General features: G+C 62.0%; 22 protein-coding genes and 2 tRNA genes. 12 read left to right on the forward strand and 12 right to left on the reverse strand.

Translation table 11 applies throughout. The features are described 5' to 3' along the window. The first annotated feature begins 109 nt into the window (after positions 1–109). On the forward strand, positions 110–1,120 hold the full coding sequence (locus ATN37_RS06115) for an NAD(P)-dependent alcohol dehydrogenase (RefSeq protein ID WP_217018907.1): 1,011 nt from the start codon (positions 110–112) through the stop codon (positions 1,118–1,120). 7 nt (positions 1,121–1,127) lie between these two features. Then, a complete protein-coding gene (locus ATN37_RS06120) occupies positions 1,128–2,600 on the forward strand; it encodes a mannitol dehydrogenase family protein (protein WP_217017331.1) in 1,473 nt (490 codons plus the stop codon). On the opposite strand, the gene ATN37_RS06125 is transcribed toward ATN37_RS06120, so the two are convergent. Beyond that, on the reverse strand, positions 2,601–3,119 hold the full coding sequence (locus tag ATN37_RS06125) for a DinB family protein (protein ID WP_217017333.1): 519 nt from the start codon (positions 3,117–3,119) through the stop codon (positions 2,601–2,603). It abuts the gene before it with no gap. 2,038 nt (positions 3,120–5,157) lie between these two features. Next, a tRNA-Ile gene (locus tag ATN37_RS06130) sits at positions 5,158–5,231 on the reverse strand. 177 nt (positions 5,232–5,408) lie between these two features. Between ATN37_RS06130 and ATN37_RS32405 the strand changes: the two genes are divergently transcribed. Then, positions 5,409–5,606 (forward strand): hypothetical protein, encoded by a 198-nt coding sequence (locus ATN37_RS32405; RefSeq protein ID WP_223304512.1) that lies wholly within the window; start codon positions 5,409–5,411, stop codon positions 5,604–5,606. Positions 5,607–5,738: 132 nt separating this feature from the next. Further along, on the forward strand, positions 5,739–6,362 hold the full coding sequence (locus tag ATN37_RS06140; protein ID WP_256933149.1) for an HAD-IA family hydrolase: 624 nt from the start codon (positions 5,739–5,741) through the stop codon (positions 6,360–6,362). A gap of 72 nt (positions 6,363–6,434) precedes the next feature. Here the strand turns inward: ATN37_RS06140 and ATN37_RS06145 are convergent. Further along, positions 6,435–6,507: transfer RNA gene (locus tag ATN37_RS06145), tRNA-Asn, on the reverse strand. Between the two features lie 136 nt (positions 6,508–6,643). On the opposite strand from ATN37_RS06145, the gene ATN37_RS06150 reads away from it, so the two are divergent. After that, positions 6,644–6,895, forward strand: a complete 252-nt coding sequence (locus tag ATN37_RS06150) for a hypothetical protein (RefSeq protein WP_003941570.1) — start codon at positions 6,644–6,646, stop codon at positions 6,893–6,895. Between the two features lies 1 nt (position 6,896). On the opposite strand, the gene dnaG is transcribed toward ATN37_RS06150, so the two are convergent. Further along, positions 6,897–8,816, reverse strand: a complete 1,920-nt coding sequence (dnaG, locus tag ATN37_RS06155; protein ID WP_030536590.1) for a DNA primase — start codon at positions 8,814–8,816, stop codon at positions 6,897–6,899. Between the two features lie 72 nt (positions 8,817–8,888). On the opposite strand from dnaG, the gene ATN37_RS06160 reads away from it, so the two are divergent. Further along, entirely contained in the window at positions 8,889–10,439 is a 1,551-nt protein-coding gene (locus tag ATN37_RS06160; RefSeq protein WP_217017337.1) for a serine/threonine-protein kinase, read from the forward strand. 13 nt (positions 10,440–10,452) lie between these two features. On the opposite strand, the gene ATN37_RS06165 is transcribed toward ATN37_RS06160, so the two are convergent. Both ATN37_RS06165 and ATN37_RS06170 read right to left on the reverse strand, forming a co-directional pair. Beyond that, positions 10,453–11,751, reverse strand: coding sequence for a deoxyguanosinetriphosphate triphosphohydrolase (locus tag ATN37_RS06165; protein ID WP_217017339.1), 1,299 nt, complete (start codon positions 11,749–11,751; stop codon positions 10,453–10,455). 5 nt (positions 11,752–11,756) lie between these two features. Then, complete coding sequence (locus tag ATN37_RS06170) at positions 11,757–12,335, reverse strand: YdcF family protein (protein ID WP_128638009.1); 579 nt, start codon at positions 12,333–12,335, stop codon at positions 11,757–11,759. A gap of 180 nt (positions 12,336–12,515) precedes the next feature. Between ATN37_RS06170 and ATN37_RS06175 the strand changes: the two genes are divergently transcribed. Further along, positions 12,516–14,582 carry a TPM domain-containing protein gene (locus ATN37_RS06175; protein ID WP_064113212.1) on the forward strand — a complete coding sequence of 689 codons (2,067 nt, stop codon included), beginning with the start codon at positions 12,516–12,518 and terminating at the stop codon, positions 14,580–14,582. Positions 14,583–14,681: 99 nt separating this feature from the next. Next, the gene (locus ATN37_RS06180) at positions 14,682–15,419 is read left to right on the forward strand and encodes a polyprenol monophosphomannose synthase (protein WP_003944487.1); all 738 of its coding nucleotides are present in this window, start codon (positions 14,682–14,684) and stop codon (positions 15,417–15,419) included. On the opposite strand, the gene ATN37_RS06185 is transcribed toward ATN37_RS06180, so the two are convergent. Further along, positions 15,394–16,200, reverse strand: coding sequence for a helix-turn-helix domain-containing protein (locus ATN37_RS06185; protein WP_054827649.1), 807 nt, complete (start codon positions 16,198–16,200; stop codon positions 15,394–15,396). The two genes, ATN37_RS06180 and ATN37_RS06185, sit on opposite strands and share 26 nt — an antisense overlap. A gap of 138 nt (positions 16,201–16,338) precedes the next feature. On the opposite strand from ATN37_RS06185, the gene ATN37_RS06190 reads away from it, so the two are divergent. Together ATN37_RS06190 and ATN37_RS06195 are read left to right on the forward strand one after the other, a co-directional pair. Continuing rightward, positions 16,339–16,701, forward strand: a complete 363-nt coding sequence (locus tag ATN37_RS06190) for a nuclear transport factor 2 family protein (RefSeq protein ID WP_217017341.1) — start codon at positions 16,339–16,341, stop codon at positions 16,699–16,701. A gap of 48 nt (positions 16,702–16,749) precedes the next feature. After that, positions 16,750–17,241 (forward strand): MepB family protein, encoded by a 492-nt coding sequence (locus ATN37_RS06195; RefSeq protein ID WP_054781578.1) that lies wholly within the window; start codon positions 16,750–16,752, stop codon positions 17,239–17,241. Here the strand turns inward: ATN37_RS06195 and ATN37_RS06200 are convergent. After that, positions 17,216–17,797 (reverse strand): dihydrofolate reductase family protein, encoded by a 582-nt coding sequence (locus ATN37_RS06200; RefSeq protein ID WP_217017343.1) that lies wholly within the window; start codon positions 17,795–17,797, stop codon positions 17,216–17,218. The two genes, ATN37_RS06195 and ATN37_RS06200, sit on opposite strands and share 26 nt — an antisense overlap. A gap of 94 nt (positions 17,798–17,891) precedes the next feature. After that, on the reverse strand, positions 17,892–19,283 hold the full coding sequence (locus ATN37_RS06205) for a glycine--tRNA ligase (RefSeq protein ID WP_003944491.1): 1,392 nt from the start codon (positions 19,281–19,283) through the stop codon (positions 17,892–17,894). A 198-nt stretch (positions 19,284–19,481) separates the two neighbouring features. Between ATN37_RS06205 and ATN37_RS06210 the strand changes: the two genes are divergently transcribed. Both ATN37_RS06210 and ATN37_RS06215 read left to right on the forward strand, forming a co-directional pair. Beyond that, positions 19,482–19,865: a metalloregulator ArsR/SmtB family transcription factor gene (locus ATN37_RS06210; RefSeq protein WP_003944457.1), complete on the forward strand. Its 384-nt coding sequence runs from the start codon at positions 19,482–19,484 to the stop codon at positions 19,863–19,865. Positions 19,866–19,876: 11 nt separating this feature from the next. Then, positions 19,877–20,308, forward strand: a complete 432-nt coding sequence (locus ATN37_RS06215) for a Fur family transcriptional regulator (protein WP_003944514.1) — start codon at positions 19,877–19,879, stop codon at positions 20,306–20,308. A gap of 5 nt (positions 20,309–20,313) precedes the next feature. Here the strand turns inward: ATN37_RS06215 and ATN37_RS06220 are convergent, their stop codons facing one another. Genes ATN37_RS06220 through recO form a run of 3 tightly spaced genes read right to left on the reverse strand, consistent with a single transcriptional unit; the run spans position 20,314 to position 22,323 of the window. Further along, on the reverse strand, positions 20,314–20,736 hold the full coding sequence (locus tag ATN37_RS06220; RefSeq protein ID WP_019749000.1) for a YbjN domain-containing protein: 423 nt from the start codon (positions 20,734–20,736) through the stop codon (positions 20,314–20,316). Continuing rightward, positions 20,733–21,551, reverse strand: a complete 819-nt coding sequence (locus ATN37_RS06225) for an isoprenyl transferase (protein ID WP_003944543.1) — start codon at positions 21,549–21,551, stop codon at positions 20,733–20,735. Before ATN37_RS06225 ends, ATN37_RS06220 begins: the two co-directional genes overlap by 4 nt. Further along, a complete protein-coding gene (recO, locus tag ATN37_RS06230) occupies positions 21,508–22,323 on the reverse strand; it encodes a DNA repair protein RecO (RefSeq protein ID WP_029255636.1) in 816 nt (271 codons plus the stop codon). The genes ATN37_RS06225 and recO overlap by 44 nt, the downstream gene beginning before the upstream one ends. Positions 22,324–22,348 lie beyond the last annotated feature (25 nt).

The following is a 22,348-nucleotide window of genomic DNA, read 5'->3' on the forward strand; positions in this document are numbered from 1 at the left end:
TCTTGATCGTGAGCAAATGCTCACTAGATGTTCTTATGCTCATTAAGCTAACATCTACGTTGTGACCCACACAACAGTTTCCGGAGAATCCGTCGATCTACCTGCGACAATTCGGGCAAATGTCCTCGTCGAGACCGGAAAGATGCAGATGGTCGAGAGACCACGACCGTCCCCGAAGGCGGGTGAAGTCCTCGTTCGCATCCATGCCGTGGGCGTGTGCGGGTCGGACGCGCACTACTTTCACGAAGGTCGCATCGGCCCTTACGTAGTCAACTCACCGCTCGTTCTCGGACACGAAGCATCGGGACGCATCGCTGCGGTCGGTGACGGCGTCGACCCAAGACGCATCGGGCAGCGTGTCTCCATCGAGCCTCAGAAGCCCGATCCGACAAGTCCCGAATCCAAGGCAGGCAGATACAACCTCTGCCCTCATATGGAGTTCTTCGCGACGCCGCCGATCGACGGTGCGCTGACCGACTACGTCACGATCGGTGCCGACTTCGCCCATCCCATCGCAGATTCCGTGTCCTACGAGGCAGCTGCGCTGTTCGAGCCACTTTCCGTAGGGATCGCCTCAGCCCAGAAGGCGGGGATCACTGCCGGCTCTCGGGTGTTGATCGCCGGCGCCGGCCCGGTAGGAATCGTGACGACGCAGGTGGCCAAGGCATTCGGCGCGACGGAAGTCATCGTCTCGGACATCGACGCGGCCCGGCGTGATGTGGCACTGAAATTCGGCGCAACAACCGTCGTTGATCCCCATGTAAGCGACGCACGCTCGCTGGCCGTCGACGCATTCATCGACGCGTCGGGTGCCACGGCCGCAGTGATCGACGGGATTCACGCAGTTCGGCCCGCTGGGACCGTCGTTCTGGTCGGAATGGGTGCCGACGAGATACCGTTGCCGGTCCCGATCATTCAGAATCGCGAACTGATGCTCACCGGAGTGTTCCGATACGCCAACACGTGGCCGATCGCCGCCGCACTGGTCGCTGCCGGGCGCGTCGATCTGGACTCGATGGTCACAGCACGCTTTTCACTCGAACAGTCGCAAGAGGCCCTGGTGGCCGATCGCATTCCCGGCAGCATCAAAGCCGTAGTCATTGTCGCCGAAGGAGACTAGTACTTTCATGGAACTCAATACGAAGACCCTGCTCGACTTCGATGCTGCACTCGAAGTGCCGACCTACGACCGGAGCAAAGTTACTACCGGCATAGTGCATTTCGGTGTCGGAGGCTTTCACCGTGCACACCAGGCCATGTACATCGATGCTCTCCTGCGACGCGGTGAGGGTTTCGACTGGGGAATCTGCGGAGTGGGAGTGATGCCGTCGGACAAGCGAATGAAAGACGCTCTCCGCGCGCAGGACTGCCTCTACACGCTGGCGCTCAAGCATTCTGACGGAACCCTTGAGGCCCGGGTCATCGGGTCGATCGTCGAGTACCTGTTCGCTCCGGAGGATCCGGAGGCGGTGATCGAAAAGATGGCATCCGAATCGACGAAAATCGTATCTCTCACCATCACCGAGGGCGGATACAACATCTCGCACACTACGGGTGAGTTCGACGCGTCCGATCCCGATGTAATGCACGATCTCGAGCCGGGAACACTCCCCCGCACCACCTTCGGTCTGATTTGTGCGGCACTCGCACTCCGTCGCGACCGGGGCCTCGCCCCGTTCACGATCATGAGTTGCGACAACATCGAAGGCAACGGATCGGTCGCCAAGACGGCTGTCGGAGCCTTCGCCGCTCTGAAGGATCCCGAACTTGCGGAATGGATCGACGAGAACGGCGCCTTCCCCAACTCCATGGTCGACCGGATCACACCCGTCACGACAGCCGAGGTGACCACCGAGATCGCCGAGACGTTTGGCGTGGAAGATCAGTGGCCGGTCGCGGCTGAGCCGTTCACCGCGTGGTTCCTCGAGGACGAGTTCACCTCAGGCAGGCCACCTCTGGAGAATGCCGGCGTCAATCTCGTGCCGGATGTTCGCCCGTACGAACTGATGAAACTGCGCCTTCTCAATGCCGGCCATCAAGGCATCGCGTACTTCGGCTACCTTGCCGGATACCGCCTGGTCCACGAGGCATGCCAGGACGAACTCTTGTCGGGGTTCCTGCTCGACTACATGAATCTCGAAGCGACGCCGACCCTTGACCCGGTACCCGGCGTCGACCTCGATCAGTACAAGAAGACCCTCATCGAAAGATTCTCGAACCCCCAGATCCGCGACACGATTGCACGTCTGTGTGCCGAGTCGTCCGATCGAATTCCCAAGTGGCTGTTGCCCGTCATCCGGAACCAACTCGACACCGGTGGGTCGATCAACCTGTCCACCGCAATTGTCGCTAGCTGGGCCCGCTACGCCGAGGGCACAGACGAGAACGGAGATCCCATCACCGTCGTCGATCAGCTGTCGGACACTCTGGTGCCGCTCGCCCAGAAACAGTCGAGCGACCCGTTGGCCTTCATCGGGTACCGCCAAGTGTTCGGCGATCTCGTGGACGATCGCCGATTTGTCGCTAGCTTCCGAAAGACCCTCGACTCATTGCACTCCGTCGGAGCCAGAAGAACCCTCGAGGAGGTGCGCGGGCTCTGACTACACCGAGACGTCGTGCAGGTGATGGATCGGATCGTGAATGAAGTAGGCCGCCAACGATTCGACGGTGAACGCCGATCCGTCACTGCGGAGACCCCGTCGTTGGCGGCTACCCTCTGGCACGGTTTCGAAGGCATTCGCGACCTCCGCCGCGGCGTCGGACAATTCCGATGCCACCTTTGCCGGATCTTGGTCGTTGTACCGCTCGGCCTCGGCTGTTGCGTCCTGATCCCAGTTCTCGAATCGCGGATCGTCGAATTCGAGCATCTGTTCCAACCGCACCTTGAAGATCCGGAACACGTCGCGTACGTGGGCGGAATACTCCAGCGCTGACCATGTTTCGCTGTCCGGTCGCTCCGTCACATTCTCGCGCTCCAGTACCTCGGCCCACGAGACGGCATTGCTACGCACAAGATCTGGAACATCCGCGAACGCCACAGCGGACGAATCAAACCCGCACTCGCCGCATGGGCGTTCGAGGACCCAGGTCCAGTTCTTTGTATCCGGGGTGATCGGCATGGATCGAGAATAGTCCGCCAGGGCGGGGTCAGTCTGCTTCGATCGGCCGATGAAGCGAATCGTGCTCGGTATTGCGATTCCATTCGTGCTGACGCTCTCCGTGTGACGGGGACGTGGGCGACGCCGAACCCCACGAACTCGCCTTCACATGCGACGACGCACATGCGTACCTCGAAGTTTTCGGGACGGTCGAGGCGGCGTTGGCCCGGCTACAGAGCCCTGGATGGAACGATGTCCTTGAACTCGTGGGTTCCGCCAGCGCCTGGGCAACGTTCACACCACAACAGCAGACTGCGATAGTCAATTCACTTCATGCGGCTTCCCGAGGTGAATGTTGATCCGTATTTCGGTGCCGGCATCTGACTCCGTCGACAAGATTTGCCGGTCGCTACTCGGATCGGCCGAAGAACTGGACATACTCCGACTGATTCCACGTAGCCGATCGATCGAGTCCGCGATGACATGAGCGGACCGCACGACGACTGGAGAGGATTCGACGCTGAGGCGCGTGAGCGCACCAAGAAGCCTTCGAAGCAGCGGAATCGGGATCGTGCGACCGAGCAACGCCGGAGGCCTGATTCGCCGGTCGCACAACAGAATTACAAACGACGACGTAACTACGTCATTCCGTTCGTGACAAAATACTCGTTCGTCGGCGACGGACCGATCACTTCGATTTCCTCGACGGGTCTCGTCGCCCCTCACGTGAAGGGCGTCGAGTCGACATGTACCCCTTCCGAACGCAGTAAATGCTCGGCCGCACAAATCAACAGGGAAAGGGATTCGTACGAGAGTCCCTCGATCGCATGCATCAGCCTGTCAGGCGCCGGAATCGACCGGTCGCCCGGCGAACCCTCGGATCTCCGCACAGAAAGCACGGTCGAGAGTTCTCGTTGATTCACCACCTGACCTGCGCTGTTCGCTCGCTCGAACATGGCATTCAGCCGCTGGACCAGTTCCTCACCTTCAGCTGATCGAATAGTGTTGCCGAACAGCCTGTTTCCATGATCGGCTTCGACACCAGGCCCGATCGAGTTCTTGATTGTCACAGTATGTTCTCCGTTACGTTGGTCTGTCAGGTTGATCAGGGGTGCGACCCGGCGCAATTCGCAGAGCCTTTATCCGTGCCGCCCAACGGGGTCGCGTCCATCGACAGCAGACGAATCTCCCCCGGTGCCCATCGGCTTCCGGTAGCGAGACCTTGAAGTTGCTGTTCACTTGCAGTTCGTCGTTACACTTTAACAATAGTTGTAACGCATCAACAAGTGTTTTGTTCCGATTGCCCGGTTTTGCACCCGATCGAGGCAACTACTGAGCTCTCGCGGGCTGCGGATTCTGCAATTCACGAAGCTCGGCAAAATGGATCCGACGCAGACAAGGACGGCGAGACAGCCCTCGTTGGCTCTCATTTCCAGTGATCGAGGTCGAAGTCCTCAATGGTGATGACCCAAGTCCGACAGCGCTTTTCAGACAGGGAAAGGGCCCCGCAGTTGCGGGGCCCACTATCGTTGCCGTTCCTTGCGTAGAGTCGTTTCCGACAGTCGGCTGCCGGTCAGCGCGTCAACATTTGGGTGCAGCCGAGCCGCGGGGGGGACGGCTCGACTGCCTTGTACCTACACCGGTAGGCACGTCTAAAGCGTGACACTTCTGTACGTCGAGCACATACGCTGAAATACCCGGATAGGTACCTACTTTTCCTTCACGTCCGGCACGTCGCTCGCTCGGTTGCGCCCAATTGCACTGCGCTCCCGATACTTGTCGAGGATTGGGTATCCGGATCCGAGACTTTCACCTCGTCCGAGATCGACGATCGCGGTACGACATTTACTTGTGTAGCCACGAAGGATCAACTCAGCCGTACCCGCATGCGCGTTGCGTGCGATTCAATACCAACTACGTGTGGGCAACTGCACCAACTACCTGTGGGCAACTGCCCTGTTGATTGCACTCTGCGCACTTGTCGCCGTTGCGATCGTCGGCAGCATGACTTTCGACAAAAGGCATTGGGTCTGACCTGCGGGCTCACGGCAACTGAACGTGGGGCGGGCGGGGCTCGAACCCGCGACCAATGGATTATGAGTCCACGGCTCTAACCGACTGAGCTACCGCCCCATCCGGATGCGATGCATCGCGGCGAATCCGAATGTTACCGGCACATCCGACGCGGATCACAATCGGGCAGGCGGTGACGCGTTGCACTCTTTCGAGTCGAGTCTTCCAAGGTTGGTCGGCACAGGCGCGATGAGCCGATACCGTGGGAGTGCACACCCCACGGAACAGGATCACCACATGAAGCTTGCACTGACCGAATTCAAGAACTCGAAGGCCACGATCCGGATCATCATGTCCGACGGCGCGAAGCTGAACGGCACCGTCACCGATTTCACCGAAGACACTCTCGTTCTCAATTCTCCGAATGGTGTCTACTACATCAACCCCAGCCACATCGTCCGACTGTTCGAGCCTTCGGATCGCGCAGCGAAGTAAGCGCACCGGCCGAACAGTTCGACGGTTCCGCCGAAAGCCCGACGCAGAGTATTGCGTCGGGCTTTTCGCATCTCCGCCGCCATCATCTTCGCTTCGCGTTCACTGATGCTGATGCCGCCTATCCTCTGCGACATGGCGGACGACAGCGGACCACCTGAACTCGTGTTGTTCGACTTGGGTGGCGTGCTGTGTCGATTCGAGCCTGACCGTCGCGCCGCAGAACTGGCTGCGGCCATCGGCGTCACGAAAGACGAGATTCATGCCCTCGTGTTCGCGTCCGGGTTCGACCAGGAATGCGATCTCGGCATTCACTCCGAAACAGCGATCCTGGAACGCTTTCGACGACTCGGGTTTCCTGGTGACCGCGACGAGCTACGCCGAGCCTGGGCCAAGGCCTTCATCCCGGACCGCGCGGTCATCGATCTCGCAATCGCGCTTCGAAGCGAGGGGGTCGTGGTCGCCACACTCTCCGACAACGGACCTGTTCTCTTGGCCGCCATCGAGAGTGTCGTAACTCCATCGGCAATCGACGAGCATGTTTTCTCCTGCATGCTCGGAGCTACCAAACCCGAACCTGCGGCCTTCCTGGCTGCGCTGGAGTTGCTCGATGCGCGTCCACAGCAGACCTTCTTCGTCGACGACAACCCGGTGAACGTCCTCAGCGCTCGACGGCTGGGAATTCGCGGCGAACAAGCAAACAAGGCGGCAGACGTCGAATCGGCACTTCGATCGGTGGGTCTGCTGCGAGCGCACTAGGTCAGACAAAAACAAGGTCAGACCACAACAAGAAAGCCCCCCACCCGATTTCTCAGGTGAGGGGCTTTGCTGCTCCCCCGGCTGGACTCGAACCAGCAACCGTCCGATTAACAGTCGGAAGCTCTGCCAATTGAGCTACAGGGGATTGTCTTGCTCGCTTCGCCCGTTCCGGCGTTGCCTGAGAAACTGTAGCGAATCCTTCACCGAAGTACCAAATCGCCTGCCCAGCGAGTCATCAGGCAGGATGGAGTCAGGACGATCGGTGCTGGAGGGAAGCAGGAATGATGCGTTTGTTGATCGGTGTTGCAGCTGGGTACGTCCTGGGAACCAAAGCGGGCCGCGCACGATACGAGCAGATCAGCCGGGCCGCGAAGGCGGTGGCCACCAGTCCGGCCACCAAGAAGGTGTTGGACGCGTCACGGCAGAAGCTGGCCGACTCACTGAGTACTCAGCCCAAGCTCGAGCCGATGAAGCCGATCAACGAGGAGACTACGATTCTGGTCCCCCACGACCAGTTGAAGAAAAACCGTTAGGTCAGACGCTTTGGTCGCCGACAGCCTGCTCACGCAGCTGTCGGCGATACTGCTCCAGCGCCACGAGGTCGCCGAACAGTGAGTTGTACTCCTCGGGGGCTGCAGCAGGTGAAACGCGCTGAAGCTTGGATTTGAGGTCGGCAACCTGCTCGCCCACCCACGCTTCCTGCAGTCGTGCGAGCACTCCGTTGATGTAGCGCGGAACCGTGTCTTCGTCACACGGCATCGGTTCGACGGCCAGCTCAGATACAACCGAGGCCACCGTCATGTCTTCGACGCCCTTGGTGACGACTTCGATCCACTCGGCGCCGCCGAGTCCCTTGCTCGTTCCACCGGCGTCAGCCATTGCCTGTCTGATGACAACGTAGGCGGGGTGGGTGAATGTCTCGGGCGGCAACGAGTCGAAGACACTGCCGGCGATGCCAGGGTGCTGCAATGCGGCCTTGAGGACAGCTCGCTGCGTCGAGAGCGCGGGATCGTTGGGCCGGGGCCTGGAGATTCCGATCGGCAGCGCAAGCGCATCGGCAGCAGGTTGGTCGACAACCTGACGACGCTTGGGCGCCGGTGACGATCCGCGCGTCGACGCCCGTTTGCGAGCTTCGTCACGCACGCGTCGTCGAACCGACGGAAGATCGTCCCAACCGACCCATCCGCACAACAGATTCGCGTAGCTGTCGCGCAGAGTTGATTCCTTGATCTGCGCAACGACGGGCACGGTACGACGCAGTGCCTCGACACGACCTTCAGCGGTCTCCAGATCGTGTTCGGTGAGGATGGACTTCACCACGAACTCGAACATCGGAGTGCGCCGTGCCACGAGGTCGCGAACGGCGGCGTCACCAGACTTCAGTCGCAGATCGCACGGGTCCATTCCGTCGGGCGCGACGGCGACGAACGTCTGCCCGGCCATCTTTTGATCACCCTCGAACGCCTTCATCGCAGCGGCCTGCCCCGCGGCATCACCGTCGAAGGTGTAGATGATCTCACCGCGAAAGTAGCTGTCGTCCATCAGGAGTCGACGGAGCATCGCAAGGTGCTCCTCACCGAAGGCGGTTCCGCACGAAGCGACGGCGGTCTTGACGCCGGCCAAATGCATCGCCATGACGTCGGTGTAACCCTCTACGACTACCGCCTGGTGCCCCTTGGCGATGTCGCGCTTGGCGAGGTCCAAGCCGAACAAGACCTGAGACTTCTTGTAGAGAATCGTTTCCGGCGTGTTGACGTACTTACCCGGCATGGTGTCGTCGTCGAAGAGCTTGCGGGCACCGAAGCCGATGACGTCACCGGCGACGCTGCGGATCGGCCACAGAAGTCGGCGATGGAACCGGTCGATCGGACCTCGCCGGCCCTCTTTGGACAGCCCGGCTGCTTCTAGTTCTTTGAACTCGAAACCTTTGGACATCAAGTGTTTTGTGAGAGTGTCCCAACCTTCTGGCGCGTATCCACACCCGAACTGCAGGGCCGCTGCACCGTCGAAGTTTCGCTCGGTGAGGTAGTCGCGAGCCGCCTGGGCATCGGGTTCGCGCAGACGAGCGGCGTAGAACTCCTGAGCCGCCGCGTTTGCTGCGATCAAGCGTGCACGGGTGCCGCGATCGCGCTGAACGGACGGTCCGCCGCCCTCGTACGAAATCGTGTAGCTGAGTCGATCCGCCAACTGCTCGACGGCCTCGACGAAGCTGATGTGATCCATCTTCTGCAGGAACGAGTACACGTCACCACCCTCACCGCAGCCGAAGCAGTGGTAGAGGCCGTGGTTGGGTCGCACGTGGAACGACGGCGACTTCTCGTCGTGAAAGGGACACAGACCTTTGATCGAATCGCCACCGGCACGCTTGAGTGAAACGTATTCACCGACGATGTCCTCGATGCGAGTGCGTTCGCGAATGGCCGCGATGTCTCTGTCAGAAATTCGGCCCGCCACGTACATCAGTCTAGGCGGTCCCCCGGCACCTCCTGACAACGATATGTTGATGGCCGACTCTGCACCGCAGCGATGGGACCGACGATGACTGAAAACGCCTCGAGCTCGCACGAAGGGCGATCAGGAACCCGATTCGGCGTGTACGAGTTGCGTAGCCTCCTCGGCCGAGGCGGAATGGGTGAAGTGTACGAGGCGTACGACACCTCGAAGGATCGCCTGGTCGCTCTCAAGTTGCTCCATCGAGAGCTTGCGGCCGACCCGTCATTCCAAGCTCGTTTCCGCCGAGAATCTCGCACCACCGCCGCCCTGAACGAACCGCACGTGATCCCGGTGCACGACTGGGGCGAGATCGACGGAGTTCTCTTCATCGACATGCGATTGGTCGAAGGTCATACGTTGCGAGCCGAGTTGACCGAATTCGGCCGACTCACGCCTGTACGAGCCGTCGACATCGTCTCGCAAATCGCGTCGGCGTTGGACGCCGCCCATGCCCGCGGGCTCATCCATCGTGACGTCAAACCAGACAACATCATTCTCACGAACAACGGCTTCGCCTACCTCGTCGACTTCGGAATCGCATACTCACAGACGGACACGAAGATCACCACCGAGGGAAGCGCAGTCGGTTCGTATGCATACATGGCGCCGGAGCGGTTCGGAATCGAAACGCCGACGGCCGCAGCGGATGTCTATTCCCTGGCTTGTGTCCTCTACCAATCACTCACCGGAACAACACCTTTCAACACCACAAGCATCGAGCATCTGGTCAATTCGCACCTGAACGCTCCGCCGCCACGCCCCACACTGGCGGTTCCGTCGCTCCCGCAAGGCCTTGACGCCATCGTGGCTCGCGGCATGGCAAAGGATCCCGCACACCGCTATCCGACTACGGGAGCGCTCGCACTCCAAGCGCGGCAGGCCCTCTCGACGACCCACACCCCCGGTGCCGCCGGCGGATTGCAACCCACGATCGTCGGGCAGCCCACCTACACCACGGCGAATCCCGCTCACGGGAACTACACGCACATCGTGACAAAGACCAAGCGAAACCGAGCACCGATCGCGATCGGTGCGGCTGGAGTTGCACTCGTTCTGGCCGCAGGAGGCACGGCGGCCTGGGTGACGCTGGGGAATTCGGGCCCCGAATCACCAACCGCTGTAGCAGCTTCCACCGCCACGTCGGCACTGGCACCCATTCAGGATCCGGTCAGAACGCCGAAGCTCGAGGCGCTACCCACCGCCGGACAGCAGGCAACCACCACCACGCGGGCGCCGAACCCCGCCACGAAGAACGGCGATCTCGGGGTGAGCAAGCCGATCACCGTCCCCTCATGCAAAGGAACCGGAATCGTGGTGTTGGCCAATGCCACCGATCCGGCAACGTACGCCAGCGAGATCCAGAACTACCTCGACGCGTTCCCCGGCTCGAAATACCTACGCACAGACCAGTCCTGCCCGTCACTGCGTCAAGTCTCGGATTCCGGGACGGCGATCTACACGGTGTATCGCGAATCCGGGAACACCGAGTCGAAGATCTGCAAGGACGTTCGCGCAGCAGGTGGCGACGCTTACGGCAAGTGGCTCGATACCACTACCGACCCGTCGACGCGGATGACTTGCTGAGGGCGTAAGTGGCTCAGCCCCAGCTGGCCTGCGCGCCCAGGCTCGCTTTGTCCACCCGTTCGAGCCGACTCTCCGTGTACGACGCGATCTGATCCACCACCACCCGGACCCGAGCACCGTCGTCTGCGGCGCGTTCCCACGCGGGCAGCAGGATCGGATCGAGCCCGGCCGGCGCAGTTGCCAGCAGCCATTCCGCGACGCGATGAACACGATCACGCTGCCGATCCTGACGCGCTTTGTGTCCGGCGTCGGACATCACGTAGTAGAGCGCCACGGTCTTGAGCAACGCGACCTCGGATGCGACGGCCTCAGGTATGTCGAGGTCGGCTTGATAGCGCGAGAGGGGTCGGTTGCCGTTTGTGAGCCGAGTGCTGGCGATCGCGGCCGTGGCGAAGCGTCCCACCAATTCACTTGTCAGGTTCTTCAACGCGACGGAACTTCCCAGCGTCCCGTCGAAACTTCCGACTCCGCGTACGACGGGGAGTTCGGACAACCGCTGAGCGGCTTCGATCAGATCGTCGACTACCAAGCCGCGGAACTCGGAGGCCCCCAGTTCTGCCAGTGCGCGCTGCTCGGACGGATCAGCAAGCGAGCGAAGGTCGATCCGGCCTGCGATCACCCCGTCCTCCACGTCGTGCACGGAATAGGCGATGTCGTCGGCCCAGTCCATGACCTGAGCTTCCAGGCATTGCCGTCGCTCGGGCGCTCCCTCGCGAACCCAGGCGAGCACCTCTGCGTCGTCGTCGTATGCCCCGAACTTCGCGCCGGGCTGCGGCCGGGTCCAGGGATACTTGATGGCTGCGTCGAGTGACGCCCTGGTGAGATTGAGGCCTGCGCTCAGACCGTCGGGGCGCAGGATCTTGGGTTCGAGGCTGGTCAAGATCCGCAGATTCTGCGCATTGCCCTCGAAACCTCCGCAGTCCTTGGCGACTTCGTCGAGGGCCTTCTCGCCGTTGTGACCGTACGGTGGGTGCCCGATGTCGTGCGCGAGACCGGCGAGGTCCACCAGGTCCGGATCGCAACCGAGTCCGTCGGCGATCCCTCGCCCGATCTGTGCGACCTCCATCGAGTGCGTCAACCGCGTGCGAGGTGTGTCACCGTCGCGCGGGCCGACAACCTGGGTCTTGTCGGCCAAGCGCCGCAAAGCCGCGGAGTGTTGGACACGCGCCCGATCTCGCGAGAAGTCCGAACGATGCTGCGCCGCTGCGATCTGCGAACCCGGCAACCCCGCTCGCTTCGGCGCCTCGACGACACGACGTTCGAGGTCGTGTTCGGAGTAGGTGCCGCCTCCGTAGGTGGTGTGAGCTGTCATGGTCTCTATTGCCCTGCCGTGTAGGGGAAGTCTGCCGAGAAGTGCGTGAGCTGATACCAGAGCAGCGCGCCGGTTTCGCGAGCGATTCCGTGCAACTGGGATTCGCGGGTGAAGACAGCCGGGCCCTGACGAGTAGGTGCGGTCCACGCCTGGAGTCCTGTGTCGCGGGCCATCGTCCGCGTTCGCAAGGAGTGCCACGGGTCACTGACCAGGACAGCGGAATTGATTCCCTGCGAGGACATCTCGGCGCTCACCGCGTCGATACTGAGCAGTGTGTCCGAACCGGTCTCCACCGCGGTGATCGCACTCGAAGGAATTCCGCGATCGGTCAGATACATCTTTCCCGACGCCGCTTCGGTGTACTCGTCACCTTCTTGTTTGCCGCCGACAGTGATGATCTGCGGCGCCACTCCGCGCTTGTACAGCTTGTACGCCTGCTCGAGTCGGGCCTCGAAGACGGACGACGGAGTGCCGGAATACTGAGCCGCGCCCAGAACGACTATCGCGTCGGCCGGCCGCGTGTCGTCGATGCGCGCCACCTGCCACACCCGGAACGCAGTACCCCCGACCAGAACCACGGCCATCAACACGGCACCGGCGATCAGTCGGCGCGTCCAGCGAGCCAATCCTGCCCCGAAGCCGCCCGCCCGTGAGGGTGATGGGTCGTGGGGGCGGTTACCGAAAGCAGGTTTCACTCCCGCAATTCTGCCAGTTCGCGGCGATCACCTCCGATGCCGACGCGCCACAACGGATAGATTTGCGTCATGGCCCTCGCACCACACTTCGCGCAGTTGTCCTCGGTAGAGCAGAGTCGGACAACCACCCGACCCGTTCGGCGTCGGGGAAGCGCCGCCGCCGTCGCTGCGATTTTCGCTTTGCTGGCGCTCGTCTTCAGTCCTGCGCTCGCCTCGGCGGACGCACCGATGGTGTTGCCGAATCACATCACCGACACCTCCGGGGTCCTCGATTCCGGGCAACGCAGCGATATACAAGCCGCGATCGATCAACTCGGCGAGGACCACCAGATCGATCTGTGGGTCGCGTTCGTCCCCGATTTCAACAACCTGGGTGGCCAGGCGTGGGCACAGCAGACAGCCACGAAGTCGACGCTGAGCACGAAGTCCGTCCTGCTTGCAGTTGCCACGGCGGAGCGTGCTTACTACCTCGATGTGCCCGCTGAGCTGAGCAACATCACGGATTCCGACATCGAATCGATCAATACCGACGCGGTGGAACCGGCTCTTGCCGAGGATGATTGGACCGGCGCGGCAATTGCCGCAGCCGGCGCACTCGGCGACGCGAACAACACGAGCGGCGGAATGGGAGTCGGAACACTCCTCATCGCGGGCGGCGCTGTGGTGGTCGGGACGGGCGGTGTGGTCCTGTACTCACGTAAGCGCAAGAACGACAAGAACAAGGCAAGCGTCGAAGCCGCGAAGAACATCTCCCCCGACGACATCGCCAGCCTCAACGCACTCCCGCTGCCGACGCTCGACGAACGCGCGAAGGAGATCCTCGTCGAGACGGACAATGCGATCGCCGGCAGCCAGGAGGAGCTCGATCTGGCCCGCAGCGAGTTCGGAGATTCCGCCGTCGCACCCTTCTCGGCAGCATTCGACAAGGCCAAGGCCACCCTCGCCGAAGCCTTCGCGATCAGGCAGCGACTCGACGACGCCATCCCGGAAACTCCCGATCAACGCCGACAGATGCTGATCGACATCATTTCCTCGTGCGGTCGAGCCGACCAAGAACTCGAAGCTCGCGTCGAGGAGTTCGACGGGCTTCGCGACCTTCTCATCAACGCCCCCGCACGTCTCGATGCGTTGACGCAGAGTGTTGTTTCTCTCAGCGTGCGCTTGCCCGAATCCGAGGCGATTCTGACCAAATTGAAGGATCAATTCCCCGCGCCGACGCTGGCATCTGTCGTGAACAACGTCACGATGGCCAGTGAACGCCTGACGCTCGCCGAGAAGTCGATCGAGGAAGGCCGCGATGCCACCGCGCTGCCGGCCGGTAAGCAAGGCGCTGCCGTCACTGCGATTCGCACGGCCGAAGCCGCCCTCGATCAGGCACGCAAGCTACTCGACGGCGTCGATCACGCCGCCGACGACATCCGAAACGCCATCGCGACACTTCCGTCCGCGATGGACGACGTCCAGCAGGGCATCACCGCTGCGGACGCTTACCTGGCGCAAGGCGGGCAGAAGTTGGCGGACGCGAAGGCCGCAGCCCAGGCAGCGTTGGCGAATGCTCAGACGTCGAAGGACAGCGATCCGCTGACAGCCTTCAACCAGATCGTCGCAGCCGACGCCCAACTCGACGCGCTTCTTGCCGACGCTCAGGAGCAGAAGCAGCAGCTCGAACGTGCACAGCAGCGCCTCGCCCAGGACATTCTGGCCGCACAGGCTCAGGTGACCGCTGCAGGCGACTTCCTCGGAACCAGGCGCGGCGCGATCGGAGCGGAGGCGCGCACTCGCTACGCCGAGGCTCAGCGGCACCTGCAGGCGGCCCAGCAATTGCAGGCCTCGGATCCGTCGAAGGCGCTGCAACACGCCCAGGCCGCGACCACCTTGGCGACGCACTCACTTCGCGCCGCGCAAAACGACGTCAACACCTGGGAAGCAAACCAACGACCCCGTGGCGGCGGTGGCGATGCGACAGGAGCGATCCTCGGCGGCATCCTGATCAACAGCATTCTGCGAGGTGGCGGCGGGCCCCGTTCGTACGGCGGACCGAGCAGCAGCGGACGCTCCGGTCGCGGTGGCGGCGGCGGTGGTTTCGGCGGCGGGGGCGGCGGCCGAACCAGTCGAGGCGGCGGCGGCCGGTTCTGACGGATCCCGTCGAGGTAGTAAAATCCCTACTTTGTTCACGACCGCACTCGTCGTACGCTTCATCCGGCAAGTCGGGATCACAGATCATACGAAGGTGTTATGGAAAGCGTCGCCCCGCAGATAACCGTCGTTGTACCTACATACAACGAGCGTGAGAACCTGCCAAAGCTCGTCGATCGCCTCGCCGCGTTGAAGATCCCGAACCTGCACGTCCTCGTGGTGGATGACAACTCCCCCGACGGAACGGGCGAGGTTGCGGACAAGTTGGGTATCGATGGTCCCATCCCGGTCGGAGTGCTTCACCGCACGGTCAAGGACGGACTCGGCCGTGCTTACGTCGCGGGCATGAGCCGGGCTCTGGCGGAGAACGCAGACATCGTCATTCAGATGGACGCTGATCTCTCGCACCCGTCCGAAGCGATCCCCGCCATGATCGAGATCCTCACCACTACCGATGCGGCAGTCGTTCTCGGCTCCCGCTATGTCGAAGGCGGCGCAGTCGCCGGCGACTGGCCGTGGCACCGCAAGGCTTTGTCCGCCTGGGCGAACTTTTATGTCAACGCCATTCTGCGACTGCACGTCAAGGATGCGACCGCCGGCTTCAAGGCGTGGCATGCAAAGACCTTGCGCGACATCGACGTCGAATCGGTGCAGAGCAACGGCTACGCGTTCCAGGTCGAGATGAACTACCGAGTTGTTCAGCGCGGCATGAAGATCGCCGAAACGCCCATCCGCTTCGAGGAGCGCACCGAAGGCGTCTCCAAGATGAGTCTCTCGGTTCAGTTGGAGTCTGCACTGGTGCCGTGGAAGCTCAAGTTCGGCAAGAAGTCCCTGTGACCTCGGCGGCCGATCGAAAGTAGTCGGCCGTCTGGGTGTCCGACGGGTAGAACGATTCGATCGCAATCTCTGCGAGCGTGACGTCGCGCGGCGTACCGAACACGGTGGTGGTGCTGAACATCGCCAGTTCGGTATCGCCGACGCGTACACGCAACGGAACCAGCAGGGAATTCGCGCGGTCGTCGTGCCAGTCTCCGCCGCTCGGATAGGCGCGCAGCTCGTCGAGCAACGACGACAGCTGCGCATCCGCACTGACCTCCACTTCCCGAGCCAGCCTTGTGAGCAGGTGGGCCCGCCACTGCGCGAGGTTCACGATCCGCGGCGCCATGCCCTCGGGATGCAAGCTCAGACGCAATACGTTCACCGGTGGTTCCAGGAGGAAATCAGCGGCGCCCGCGGTCAAAATTCCCACGGCCTGGTTCCCGGCGACCATCTCCCACTGCTGATCGACCACCACGGCCGGATACGGGTCATGCGCGTCGATGATGCGATCGATAGCCTCACTCACCGCTGACATCGGCGCTTCTGCCAACGACTTCTGCGAGTACTCCGGCGCGTGGCCACTTGCCAGCAGAAGCGTGTTCTGTTGTCGTAGAGGAACATCCAGACATTCGGACAGGTGAAGGATCATGTCCCGGCTTGGTTTGGAGCGGCCGGTTTCGATGAAGCTCAGATGCCTGGTCGACACTCCTGCCGCCGCCGAGAGTCCCAACTGAGTGAGCCTTCGCCGCTCCCGCCACCGCTTGAGTTCGGAGCCCACGTCCATCGTCTCGAAGGTCATTCTTTCAAGTTAGCGACCCGAGGTAGCCGAGGCCATGACCTCAGAGGTAATCGACCCGACGCAGTTTCGGAGGAACAGTGGTCTCAGCCGGCGAGGCCGCCGGACATTCACCACCGGAAACTGATCAAGGGAGCGACCATGAGCGACTTCGACGCAATCGCCGACGCCTACATCGACATGTGGAACGAAACCGATACCACCGCCCGTAAAGCACGGGTCGAGCAATTGTTCGCACCCGGCGGTCGCTACACCGATCCGCTCGCGGACGTCACAGGACACGATCAGATCGACGCGATGATCAACGCTGTGCAGCAACAATTTCCGGGCATGCACTTCACCCTCGTCGGACCTGTGGACGCGCATCACCGACAGGCCCGATTCGGTTGGGCTCTCGGCCCGTCGGGGGCCGAGTCACTGATCGACGGATTCGACGTACTCGAACGCGACGACGGCCGGGTGACGCTTGTCCTCGGGTTTCTCGACAAGGTGCCTTCGGCCTGAATCGGGACTACCACCGACAGCGTTCGTCACGAAGGTTGTCGGTGGTTCGTGGCATCATCGGTGCCGATGAACGCCGACGGATTTACCTGGTCCACACCGATTCCCGAGTCCGAGGGTGCTGAGTACGACGCTCACACGCTGACCGTCAACGGCCTTCCCACCGTCTATCGAACCGCCAAGACGACGCCGACCAAGCTCGGTCAGTTCGTCACACTGTGGCGCCGTTCAGAGGCCGGGCCCATCCGCCCATTCGACGCCAGCGACCGCGTGATGCTGTTCGTGGTGAAGGTATACGACGAAGAGCATTCGGGGCACTTCGTCTTTCCCGTCGAAACCCTCGTCGAACACGACATCGTCTCGACGAACTTCTCCGGCGGTAAGCGCGCTGTCCGGGTCTATGCACCCTGGGTTACGCCGACCAGCGCGCAAGCAGTCAGAACTCAGCGCTGGCAGATCCGGCATTTCGGCGAGTTCCCTGATGTACTCAGCTCGACTGTGTTCAGCTCAACTGTGTTCAGCTCAACTGATACGTCGCGATGATGACGCCTGTTGTCGTGGGGACGCTGTCGGTGAGGGTGAACTGAGCGAGCGCAGCTCCGTCGGGGAACAATCTGCGCCCGGTTCCGAGAACCAGCGGATGTATCAGCAGAGTGTAGGTGTCGACGAGACGTCGCTCGGCCAAGGACGTGATCAAGTCGCCGCTGCCCAGAATCACCAGATCCGGGCCCTCACTTTCCTTGAGCGTGGCGACCGCGTCGGCGGCATCACCTTTCAACAAGGTCGAGTTCTTCCACGGCAGCGGTTCACCCAAAGTCCTTGACGCTACGTACTTCTGCGTGTTGTCGAGCACCTCGGTGAACGGATTGTCGGTCTGAAACGGCCAGTACGAGGCGAAGTTTTCGTAAGTTCTGCGACCGAACAGCAACGCCGATTTCTTCGCCATCCCCTCCCCCATCTTCTGCGCCATGACGGAATCGTTGAAGGGTGCTGCCCACCCACCGTGCTCGAATCCGCCACGACGGTCCTCGTCCGGCCCACCAGGTGCCTGCATGACACCGTCGAGAGTCACGCTGTTGGTCACGCTGAGTTTTCTCATAACTTCGATCCTGCGCCTGAAGGACCATCGGGAAAAGAGAAAACGGGCGGTCCTTCTCGATTGAGAAGGACCGCCCGTCAGCTTCGAACGAGAATCAGGAGCCGATCAGCCGTGCGGCCAGGTAGCTTTCCACCTGATCGAGGGCGACGCGTTCCTGCGCCATGGAGTCACGCTCACGCACCGTCACAGCCTGGTCTTCGAGAGTGTCGAAGTCGACCGTGATGCAGAACGGTGTGCCGATCTCGTCCTGGCGACGGTAACGACGACCGATGGCGCCGGCGTCGTCGAACTCGACGTTCCAATTCTGACGCAGCTGCGCTGCAAGATCTTTGGCCTTCGGCGTCAGGTCCGCGTTACGCGAGAGCGGCAGAACGGCAGCCTTGACGGGAGCGAGTCGACGATCCAGGCGGAGCACTGTGCGCTTGTCGACGCCGCCCTTGGAGTTGGGCGCCTCGTCCTCGGTGTAGGCGTCGACCAGGAAGGCCATCAGCGAACGCGTGAGACCGGCCGCCGGCTCGATGACGTACGGCGTGTACCGCTCGCCCGTCGTCTGGTCGTAGTAGTTCAGCTCGGTGCCCGAATGCTTGGAGTGCGTCGAGAGATCGAAGTCGGTACGGTTCGCGATGCCCTCGAGCTCGCCCCATTCGCTGCCCTGGAAGTGGAAGCGGTACTCGATGTCGGTCGTGCCCTTCGAGTAGTGCGAAAGCTTTTCCGGCGCATGCTCGTACAGACGCAGGTTGTCCTTGTTGATACCGAGGCCGGTGTACCAGTCAAGGCGGTAGTCGATCCAGTACTGATGCCACTGCTCGTCCTCGCCCGGCTTGACGAAGAATTCCATCTCCATCTGCTCGAACTCACGGGTGCGGAAGATGAAGTTGCCGGGGGTGATCTCGTTGCGGAAGCTCTTGCCGATCTGGCCGATGCCGAACGGCGGCTTCTTACGCGAGGTGGTCAGCACGTTGGCGAAGTTCACGAAGATGCCCTGAGCGGTCTCGGGGCGAAGGTAGTGCATACCCTCTTCGCTCTCGACGGGGCCGAGGTACGTCTTGAGCATCATGTTGAAGTCGCGCGGCTCGGTCCACTGGCCGACGGTGCCGCAGTCGGGGCAACCGATGACATCCATCGAGACGTCGTCCGGGTTGTCGAGCTTCTTCTTCTCCGCGTACGCCTCCTGCAGGTGATCCTGACGGTGACGCTTGTGACAGTTGAGGCACTCGACGAGCGGGTCGTTGAAGACACCGACGTGACCGGACGCGACCCACACCTCGCGGGGCAGGATCACCGACGAGTCGAGGCCGACGACGTCCTCGCGGCTGGTGACCATGTTGCGCCACCACTGGCGCTTGATGTTCTCCTTGAGCTCGACACCCAATGGGCCGTAGTCCCATGCGGACTTGGTACCGCCGTAGATCTCACCGCACGGGTAGACCAGGCCTCGCCGCTTGGCGAGATTGACAACGGCTTCGATCTTGGACTTGGGTGCCACTCGATTGCTCTCCATCTGGGTAATAGATGCATGATTTTCGTGCGCTTTTCGCACCATCAGCCTATCTGGCGGCTGCCACGCACTTCCGTCCAAGGTTGACATGCATACTTGTGCATATCAAAATGAAAGTGATTTGCAATAATGTGGTGAGATGGCTATGCCCGGACATCATGATCTACCCCTCGAAGGAGCCTCGCTGTGAGCATTGCGGATACCGGCGATCTCCACAAAAGCCATGATCATTCCGACCTCGGACACACGCACGACCCGTTCGAAGCCGCACCGCCCGCGCCCGTGCCGCCCAAGGAGACCCTGGCGGCCGCCGGCGAAATTCTGCGGGCGCTCGCTGCACCCGTTCGGATCGCGATCGTGCTTCAGTTGCACGAGTCGGAGCGTTGCGTTCACGAACTCGTCGGAGCTCTCGGTGTCACTCAGCCACTCATCAGCCAGCATCTGCGCGTACTCAAAGCAGCGGGCGTCGTCCGCGGCGAGCGCAACGGACGAGAAGTTCTCTATCGACTCGTCGACGATCACCTTGCACACATCGTCGTCGACGCTGTCGCCCACGCCGAAGAAGGATGAGATTCCACCGCATGAACACCCCGGGCAGTACGACCTCGAAACGTGGACCGGCCACAGTCGGCGTTCGTTCCACGAAACAGCGCAGCGCCATCTCCGCCCTGCTCGACGACATCGACGAATTCAAGTCGGCACAGGAATTGCACGACGAACTGCGCAAGCGAGGTGAAGGCATCGGCCTGACCACCGTCTACCGCACGCTGCAGGCACTCTCCGACGCCGGAACCATCGACGTCCTACGCACCGACACAGGTGAGTCCGTCTACCGACGCTGCTCCTCCGGGCACCACCATCACCTGGTGTGCCGCAACTGCGGATTCACCGTCGAGGTCGAGGGCCCGACGGTCGAGCAGTGGTCACAGACCATCGCCGAGGACAACGGTTTCACCGAAGTGAGTCACACCGTCGAGATCTTCGGCACCTGCCGCGACTGCGCCGCCGCCTGAGAGCGTCAGGGAATCAAACCCTGCCGGGCGGTATCGGCACCGGTGAGCGCCAGTAGCAACATCGTGGTCAGTGCCTCGTCGTCCAGTCCGGCGGCAGGGAACGTGTAACGCAGGATGACGTCCGCCAGACTGCCGTGGCCGAACACCGCGATGGAGCCGAATTGGATGGTGCGATTTCGCTCGGCCACCTTGCGATGCAGTGCCGCGCTGACCGGTCGGTCCCATGCGAGAACGCACGTCATGGACAGCACGTCCAGACCCTCGGACAGATTCATCGCCTGGATGGAACACAGCGCGCCGGAGTACTGGAAACCCAGTGATCCGTCGGCAGCCACATCGACCGTCACGAAATGCGCCAGCGAGGCGGCCGCGCGTTCTTGTAGGCGGGCTGCTTCGTCGGTGGTGTCGGTCATGTTCTCCCCTGTCATTTGACGCCACCGAATCTACGGTCGCGTGAGGCGTACTCGACGCAGGCGGCCCAAAGGTCGCGGCGGTCGAAATCGGGAAACAGCTTCTCCTGGTACACCATTTCGGCGTAGGCGGATTGCCAGATCAAGAAATTGGACGTCCGCTGTTCCCCCGACGGACGCAGGAAGAGGTCGACGTCGGGCATGTCGGGTTCGTCGAGGTACTTGGCAACCGTCGCCTCGGTGATCTTGTCCGGATTGATCTCACCGGCCGCGACACGCTTCGCGATTTCCTTTACCGCATCGGCAATTTCGGCCCGGCCGCCGTAGTTCACACACATGGTCAAGTTCATGACGGTGTTGTTCTTGGTCAGTTCTTCGGCGATCTCGAGTTCCTTGATCACGCTGGCCCACAGGCGCGGCTTACGACCGGCCCAGCGAACACGCACACCCATTTCGTTCATCTCGTCGCGTCGGCGGCGGATGACATCACGGTTGAAGCCCATCAGGAATCGAACCTCGTCGGGACTGCGCTTCCAGTTCTCGGTGGAGAAGGCGTAAGCGGAGAGCCACTCGACACCCATCTCGATGCACCCGCAGACGGTGTCCATCAGGACAGCTTCGCCGCGTTCGTGCCCGGCGGTTCGGGGCAGACCGCGCTCCTGCGCCCATCGTCCGTTGCCGTCCATCACCAAAGCGACGTGGCGCGGGATCAGTTCGGTTTGCAGAATCGGCGGGGTCGCCCCGGACGGATGTGGGTCCGGTGGTCGGATCACCCGGTCAGCAGCAGAATCAAGCGGAGTTCGCGGTTCGCGTCGTCGAATCACGTGTTCCATCCTGCCTCACGGGCAAGTCGACCTCGACGGCTGCATGCGGCCTCGAACGCTCGATCAGCGGCAACGTCCGCAATTGGCGCTCGAGATGCCACTGCAGGTGTGCCGCGACCAGTCCGCTGGCTTGCGTCCGCAGCGTCGCGGGCGCCGAATCGGTACCCTCCCACTCCCCTCGGAGCAGGGCTTCCATCAAGTCGAGCACTCCGGGCGATGGCGTCGCAGCACCCGCCGGGCGGCAATAGGTACACACGGCTCCGCCTGCGGCGACATGAAAGGCCCGGTGCGGTCCAGGAGCACTGCAGCGGGCGCACTCTTCGAGGGCAGGCGCCCAACCCGCATAGCCCATGGCTCTCAACAAGAACGCGTCGAGCACGAACTCGACCGGTCGTGCCTGCTCGGCGATCGCACGCAGTGCTCCCACCGTCAATCGCTGAAGCTGCGGGGCCGGCGCGCGTTCCTCGCCGGCCAACCGCTCGGCAGTTTCGAGTACGGCGCAGGCCGTGGTGTACCGGCTGTAGTCGTCGACGATGTCGGTGGCGAATGCGTCGACCGTCTGCACCTGAGTGATGATGTCGAGATTCTTGCCCGGAAGTAGTTGCACGTCGATGTGAGCAAACGGTTCGAGTCTGGCACCGAATTTGGAGGTGGTTCGGCGGACACCTTTGGCCACGGCACGTACCAACCCGAACTGACGGGTGAGCAACGTGACGATGTGGTCGGCTTCGCCCAGTTTGTGCAGGCGCAGCACCACCGCCGTGTCTCGATACAACCTCACTCGACCAGTGTCCCACGTTGTACCG

It is taken from the genome of Rhodococcus sp. MH15, assembly GCF_019266045.1.
GTDB lineage: Bacteria > Actinomycetota > Actinomycetes > Mycobacteriales > Mycobacteriaceae > Rhodococcus_F > Rhodococcus_F qingshengii.